The organism is Stieleria sp., assembly GCF_041595215.1.
Taxonomy (GTDB): Bacteria; Planctomycetota; Planctomycetia; order Pirellulales; family Pirellulaceae; genus Stieleria; species Stieleria magnilauensis.
In genome coordinates this window covers 1-8,297 of sequence record NZ_JBFHKV010000304.1, presented here as the reverse complement: position 1 = coordinate 8,297, position 8,297 = coordinate 1, and the positions used below count along the sequence as shown (strand labels likewise).

General features: G+C 57.9%; 1 protein-coding gene. It reads right to left on the bottom strand.

Annotated features, from left to right (window positions below):
* Positions 1 to 8,297, bottom strand: an 8,297-nt coding sequence (locus tag ABX749_RS13565; RefSeq protein WP_372896448.1) for a dockerin type I domain-containing protein, incomplete at both ends; no start/stop codon positions are given.

Genomic DNA, 8,297 nt, shown 5'->3' with positions numbered 1-8,297 from the left:
TGGTCGATCCGGAGTTTGGATCCGCGGGTTCGGTCACACCGATCAATTGATTCAAGCCGTCAAAATACTGAGTGACCACGTACCGGCTGTCGGTGCCGGAATCGCTTCGTGGTCCTCTGAGTTCAATTTGGTTCCCAGCTGCGTCGTATTCAATGTGGGCGATGAAACCCATTGCATCGGTTTCGCGGACCATTCGACCGGCCGCATCGTATTCGTAGGTGGTTCGCCAAGCGGAGTTTCGCGGATCGGATTGCGAAATCAAGTTCCCCGCGTCGTCATACTCGTTGATGATCTCATAGGGAACGGGGTCTCCCGGCGTACCGGTGGGGCCGTATTCTCGCACCAATCGCCCGACCTTATCGTAGTCATAATTGACCGTGTAAAACTGGCCGCGAGGATCGGATTGGGCGATCAGATTCCCACCCGCGTCGTAGACAAATTGATCGACTAAACCAAGACGCGTACGGGTCGACAGGTTTTTCAGAGAGTCGTATTCCAAGTCGATCACCAAGCCCGTCGGGTCGGTGGTCTGATCGATCAATCCGATCGGGTTGTAGGCGGTTTGCCATATCGCTTCGACCAAACTATTCGGGGCAATGGTCCGCTTTATTTCCCGGTTCAACAGATCGTATTCGTACTCGGTGCGATAGGCGGCACCCCGGACATCGGTCAATCGAATCAGATTTCCGATCTGGTCGTAGTCATATTGCGTGACATAGCCCTCGCCATCGGTCATCTTCCGCAGACGGCCGGATTGATCATAGAGGTAACGTGTCTCATTCGAGTTGACGGCCACTTCCCCGATCCCGAACGTCCTCTCGACCGACGTGTATCCCACCGCATCGAATTCAAATTCGGACACCACCCCGGTCGGGTACTCTGCTCGTTCGAGCCGGTTGAGAGCATCGTAGATGTAGGTGGACGTGTAGTCACCGGATCCGTCATCGCCGCGCGGATCGGTTTCGGTCAACAGATTTCCGACCGCGTCATAGGTATAGGTCGTCGTGTTTCCGAGTGGATCGATCGATTCGATCTTTCGGTTCAGCCCGTCATAAACCATCGTCGAACGGAAGGCCGCATTCTCGCGATCTCCTCCGCCTCGACCGTCAACGGTGCCGACCAGGTTCCCGTTGCCGTCATAAAAGAAACTCGTGACTTCGTTTTCGGCGTTGGTGATGGTGATTTGCCGATCCATCGCATCGTAGGCGAACGTGCTGGTAAAACCGCGCGTGTCCGTCCGTGTTTCGAGGTTGCCGTCGGCGAAGTAGGTCAGGATTTCGGTGGCGGCGCCGTTGTAGTTGATGGTTTCGACGCGATTTCGGCTGTCGTATTCATACTCAGTGAAATAGGGCTCACTCGATTCGGCAGCCTCAATGACACGCGTCGGATTGCCGGCGCGATCGTGGTACGTCCGTCTAAAATGGCCTTCAGGATCAACTTCCAGTCCGACCAGGTCGAAGACGTTGTACTCGTACTGCGTCACGTGGTCCGCGGTGGCGTCGTTTTCGGAGATCACCTGCGTCAGACGATTCAGATTGTCATGGGTGAAATGACTGACTTCGACCGTCGGCCCGACCTCTCGGACCACGCGACCGCGTCCGTCGAGCGTACGATCGATCACGATTCCGCCGGGCAGGTAATCATCTTCATGGCGGCGAGCGGCGTCGTAGGTGAAGGTCGTTTCACGCCCGAGTTCGTCATACGAATGAATCAGCAAGTTGTGTTTGTCGTAGACCTCCGCGGTGAAAAAGCCTCTCGGATTGCGGACGACTCGATAGCTATACGATGGATCTTGTTGAACCGCGTATCCTGGACTGAGCCCCGCGAGGTCGTATCCGAATCGGGTCGTGTAGTGCAGGCCGCCGGCATCGTCGACGCGTTCGATCGGTCGGTTGAGCACATCATAGGCGAACGTCGTGACAGTCCCGATTCGATCCGACTGCCTGACCGGGTTGCCCTCGGCGTCGTACTCGCTGGTACTGACGTAGGACACATCGTCGAGAACATTCGTCGTCGTTAGGATCCGATTCATCGGATCGTACGTCATCCGCACCTCGTCTCCGGCCGGATCGATCGTTGATGCGAGGTTGCCTTCGATTCCGTCGTAGGTGAAGGTCATTTGACCATCTGAGAAAACCGTCGAATCCATTCGCTCGAAGGTGTCGTAGGTATACATGACGACGTTTCCTTCGCCGTCGGTGACCGACGTCGGAAGCCCCGAGGTCGTGTAAGAGAACAGCTTGGTCGTCGAGTCCGGGTTGCCTTCGGGTGCACTCGGCACACTCGTTGTGACAACAATCGCATCCCCGACCGCGTTCAACGTGTGAACGGTCTTCCGCCCGTATTGACCTTGTGAAATGCTCTCGGTGATGCTGACAAGTTGATTGTTCTTCTCAAGATCGAATTCGTACTCGGTCGAGACGCCGATGGAGGAATCTGGGCCTCCGGGAAAATCTGTCTGCTTGACCATGTTTCCGAAGACGTCGTAGACGAAACAGACCACGTTTCCCAGACCATCGATCTCGGCGAGAATCTGGCCTCCCTCCTCGGATCGATCGAATCGTCGAACCACGCCCAGTTCGTCTTCCACCTTGGATAGCTGGCCGAACCCCGTGACCTCGTATTCAATTTCGTTGCCACGAAAATCAATGTAAGTCGCTTGGGCCCGATAGCCCAACGTCGCGTCGCCATTGTCGTCCGGATCGACCCCACACTTTGCAGCTTCTGGGCGGTCCGCCTGGGTCCGCGACATCGGTTCGGCCAGCAGTTCCAGCCTTGGTGCCGTCTCAAACGCAGACGCGTCGGGCACGTCCAGGACGGCAAAGGTCTGTGACGGACGTAGCGAAAACTCGAGTTTGTCGATCCGCGCGCCACCACTGACACGGCCTTGTCCGTCGTACGAAACCGTTTCTCGGAACTTATCGTCCAACGGGTCTCCTGCGTTGCCCCGTTTGAACACCTGAGACGTGATCAGCCCCGTCAACGGCCTTGCTTGCGGATCGGGTTCGTACGGCATCGCATCGTACTGGAACGTTCTCGTCGTATCGTCGGGATCGGTAATGCTGACGAGTTGATCGCCCGCATAGGCGAATGTCGTCTCGCGGCCCGCCGGATCGGTGATTTTGGTCACCCGGTCTCCGGTGTAACTGAACGTCGTCACCAGCCCTACCGGATCGGTCACTGATACCAAATGCAGCCCGCTATGTTCGAAGACGGTCTCGTTCCCGTGGCGATCGCGGACGACGGCAAGCCGGTTCTCTTCATCAAATTCGTAGACCGTGCCGTCGAGCATTCTTCGCGTGAATCGGCCGTCGGCATCCTGTCGTAGTTCGGAATAGTCCAGTGCAATCGGCGTATAGGGTTGCCCCAACTCCTGAGGCGCAAGGAACATCTGTTCGGTGCCGTTGCCGTCGACCAGCAACACGCCGCTGTCGCCCTCGAACAACTCCATGTAGCCTTCTAATCCCCAGCCGGCGCCAAAAATGCCCTTCCGACTGTTGACGACCGCCAACGGTTCCGTCTGCGTCTGCACTCGCTCGGCAACCAATCGGCCGCCTTGTTGTCGAACGATCTGGTAATCCAACGACAACGTGTACAGACCGCTTGCCGCTTCACTTAAGTCAAACGGGATTCCGATCCCGTAGTGCGACTCTTTGTCGATGGACTTGGGCAGGCTGGTAAAAAACGTATTCTCGGACAGTCCAGCGTCCCGCAACTGTTTCAGTAAGGCATCGGATGGCTTGGCATTGGCCTCGAATACCGCGTCCGCGTTTCTCGCCGACAGCGTGACCGCCAGCCGCGGGTCTCCGGTTCGATCAATCGCGTTGGCATTGGCCAGCGCAAAGTAATGGATCAAACGAGTTTCAGCGCGGAGTGAATCGTAGTGCAGGTTCAGCCCTCGGTTTTGCCCCTGCGACTGGTACGTCACCAACGAGTGGGTTTCGTGGAAGGCACCTGTTTGGATCTCGGCGGCGGATTGAATCCCGGTCTCCACGTCGGCGGCCTGATTGGGATAACTTTGCAAGCTCGGCGACTGGTTGTAGGGAGTCGGTGCCAAACCGATCAGATTCCCATCCAGTTTGGGTTGGATACTGACTCCACGCGGAGCTCGATCGGTCCCCAGGGGCGCATACAGGTTTGGAGGCCCGTTGCCGAAGGGGTCTTTGGGCGGCACTCCATATCCGACCGTCGGTCGCCCTCCCGACTGGCTGTCCGAGAAAAAGCGAAAATCGCCGGCGATCGCAACCTGTGGGGAAACGGCGTCGATCGGTACCGTTGAGAGCGGGCCGCGCAGAATCGTGGACAACTCTGGAATCGAGTTTTCCGGCGGCTCGCCATTGAGATACTGTCCCCAGGCGTCGAGCACCCCGCGGTCAGAATACTCCTCGATCAGACGGATCGTGGCCGTTGCGTCGTAGCCGAACACGGAATCCCGCGCGGTAAAACTCGCCAACGCGATGCCCGTCGTCTGCGAAACGGCAACATTATCAGGGAACCCGGCTTCGATCGGACGCGTGGCCGCAACAAGACGAGGTTGATTGACAAGGCTATCGAAGTCTCCGGTCGGTTTGCGAATGATCCCCACATTGCCGCCGGCGACAATGGATTCACTGATCGTCGAACGCGAAATGCGCCGCCCATCGACCCACTGCTCGAAGAGCGGATTGTAGGCATCAAACACTCCGAGCGACGGATCGCTAATCGGGTCTCCCGGTCGGAACTTGTTGAACCCAGTGATAAAGGCATACGACGGGTGGTCTTCCCCTAATGCGTCTTTGAACAGATTAGCCGGCACGAAGGCGACACTTTGGGCATTGCGAACACCAAAGGCTTGCGTGCCGCGACCTTCCACCAACCGCGGAATTCGTCCGAAGGGGTTTAAGTCCACAAAATCGTAGTCAAAGACCTCGGCGCGTACGTTGCGACGAAGCACGCCAAAGCCCTCGCTGCTGGCCGAGCGGTCCACGATCAAGAACACGCCGACTTCGTCGGTTGCGGTGATGTCGTACGGGTTGGGACCGACTTCTGTCACAGCATCGGGACGTTGCTTGTCAAAAATCAATCGTCCGTCGATCGGCGGCGCTTCACTCTGCTCGCCCGATCCGGCGACCAGTTTTCGGGTATTCGCATCGCGAAGCGGAGTCAAATCCACCCGCAGCACCTTCCCAGGTCGGTTGACCGGGGCGTTCTCGAAAATGGTTCCCGACGGCGCCGTCACCATCAAAGCACTGCCATCGGGTTCGACCGCAATCCCTCGCAACCCTCGCGGCACCTCCCGCGCCGGAAAATCAATGGCATCGACGACCATGTGAAACGTCGGCGAGTACGGGTTGATGTCGACGACGTAGACGTTGGGGTTGCGATAATCGCTGACGAACAGGTAGTGCCCTTGCGGATCGATCGCGGCGTCAAAGGGTTGAGCCCCCGGAGGTAAACCGATCGGTTGAACACCTTCCTTGTTGACGGCCTCATCAAGTCGCGGATCTTCTTCGGTCAACATATCCGCTTCCTGCAACGCCACCGCATCGATGACCGCAATTTCACCGCTGCGCTGCAAGGTGACGTAAACACGCGTCCCATCAGGCGAAACCACGCTGTGGCGTGGGGCGACGCCGCCGACATGTCCGTCATCACGCCCCACCCCTAGCGGAATCACAGCAACAGCCTTCGGAACCAATTTGTCGGCGCCCTGGTAAGGCTGCGTCGCGAACAGATCATAAACGGTGATGGTGTCTTTCCCTCCGGACGGCACAAATGCGTATCGTCCTTGGGTCACCGGGCTCGCCGGGTTGCTGGTATAAATCTGACGTCCAAACTTCCCATCCAAGGGCGCATTGTTGGGACGCGAAACCGTGATGGTGCTCGCACCGACCAGTACGCCCTGTGGAATGGGCACGACCAAGTTCTGGTCGTCACCGGTCAACAGGGAGCCGTCGACACGGTAGTCCAAGCCGCCGACCGGCAGCACCTTCCCATCCGTGTCAAACGTGTCACGCCCACCGATTTCGAAAGTGACGAACAGATCGGAAACCTTGGTCCCCAAGCTGCCCGCGTCAGCGTAGGGGCTCTCGAACAAAAAGTTCTGGCCCTTGAGAATCAAACGGGGTGCTTCATTGGCCGAACTGATCAGTATTTCAGCCGAATTGATCGTCGGCGCGGTCAACGTCGCGGTAATCAAACGCGGCTTGAGCGGAAACAGACGCTGAATCGTTTCACCTTCGCTGACCCGAACACGATTCGTCTCCAGCAGCACCAAACCTTCCGGTTGTGCGGCATGGAATCCCATGTCGTAGTCGAACTCGGCAACGACCGGCAAAAAGTAATCGCCAAACGGACCCGCGGTCGCATAAAAGCGTTTTTCTGGATCGCCGGCATCTGGACCGGTCGCCTGATCGAAACTGACCACGCCGGCGAAACGTTGCGCCGAGTAATCGTTGTATTGCTTTTCGCGGATTTGGACATCGTTACGGAGCGCTAAGAAGCCCGTCAAATCCGGCGTCACCATGGCATACGAGGCCACGGCACTGGGCTTGAAGATCCCCGCGGGATCATTGTTCCAACTCCGCGCCCCCACGCCGATGTTTGGCGGACTGGTCGTTCGAGCCACACCGTCGTCACCAACGACCATCGAATCGACCAACCGCCAGCTTTGTTCCACCACACCTCCCTCAAGCACAACGTCGACCGGTTGCATCAGATAAAACTGATCACCGGCCGAGGCGGTCGCCGGCGCCGGGATCGCCACACTCAGCGGCAACTCGGTCGGCGTTTCGTCGCCGGTGATGGAAACGCCCGCCGCGAAGTTAAACCCGGCCGGCAATGTGTACGGTAAATCGTTTTCTGTCGTACGTTGGACCGCAAAGTCCCTTGCGGTGTCGATCGCTCCCCCGGGCACTCCCACGACAATTCCGGTGCCGTCGGCGACCAGACCACCGCTGGCATCGATCGAGACCGTCCCCACCGTCGGTGACGCGACCAACACGTCAATCACCGCCGCACGTCCGCCATTGATGACTGTGACTCGTGTCGTCCCTTCGGAAACCGCGGTCAAGGTGCCCTCGGAATCCACCGTGACGATGGAGGGATTTTCGGGAATGTAGACCGAACCGCCGCCTGCCCCAGACAAGTCGACCAACGCTTCTGGCAATCGCTCGCGGACGACGATTTGACGCGACTGGCCAGACTGCATGGCATAGCTGAGCGGAAAGAACTCGACCAATCGTTCGGCACGCTCGCCCACCTCAATGGCAACAGCCGCTGATAACCCTGCCGCCGATACCGTAATGACAGTGGTGCCAAGGTCGCCCGCCGAAATCAATCCGCGGTCCGTCACAATCGCCACATCGGAATCACTGGTCGTGAACGTCGCCTCCGCCGGCAATAGTTCAATGACAGAACCATCGGCACGAACACCTTGGAGTACCAATAACGAAACGTCGCCCGCTCTGAGAGTTCTTTCCCTTGCCCCGACGTCCAATTTCACAAAACCGGCAGCGACCGTTGTTGTAGACAGCGATCGAGGATTCGACGAGAGAACGAAGTCGTCGGCAACCAACTCCAGCGTCCCCTGTTGGCCGATCGCAGAAGTGGATCGAAGTGTGACCAAGCCAGATCCGAGCACGCGAGCATCAACGCCAGATACGGCCGAGACACCGACATAGACGGGATCGGATTCCGGGTCGCTCGCCAGGGCAGTGACATCCAATGCGAGAACCTGATCACCTCGAATCTCCATCGCCCCGGTGGGCACTTCAATTGCCGGGGCTTGATTGGCGATCCATCCATAACCCGTTTGCAACACGACCTGATCAACTTGATCGACGTCCCCATCTCGATCCGCATCGGCCGCCACAAGATAGGTAGGCTGACCAACCGTCGAGCCGAACGCGTTACTGAACAGGGATTGATCGGCTGCATCAATCTGATTGTCCTGATTCAGGTCTCCGGCGACATACAGGTTGACGGTATAGGATGTCGCCTGGGCACCCGAAACCAACAATCGATAGGTCCCCGGCTGATCGATCGTGAATGTTTTCGTCGTTCGCGAACCGTTGGTGACGGATGTCCCCGCAGTCAGATCCAGCAACTCACCGACTGCATTCTCAACATCAACTCCAATCGTGATGCTCTGGGTGGGACTGCTACGAAGCTCTCCCTCCGTGATCGTGAACGAGTAAAGATGAGGTTGGTCGGCAAGCGTGCCCGTGATCGGGGCGGACAACATTTGACGCGTGCCGCCCAAATGTGGCTGGATCGTGTTAATTGTGTCCACCGCACCGTCGGCGTCGTAGCTGATC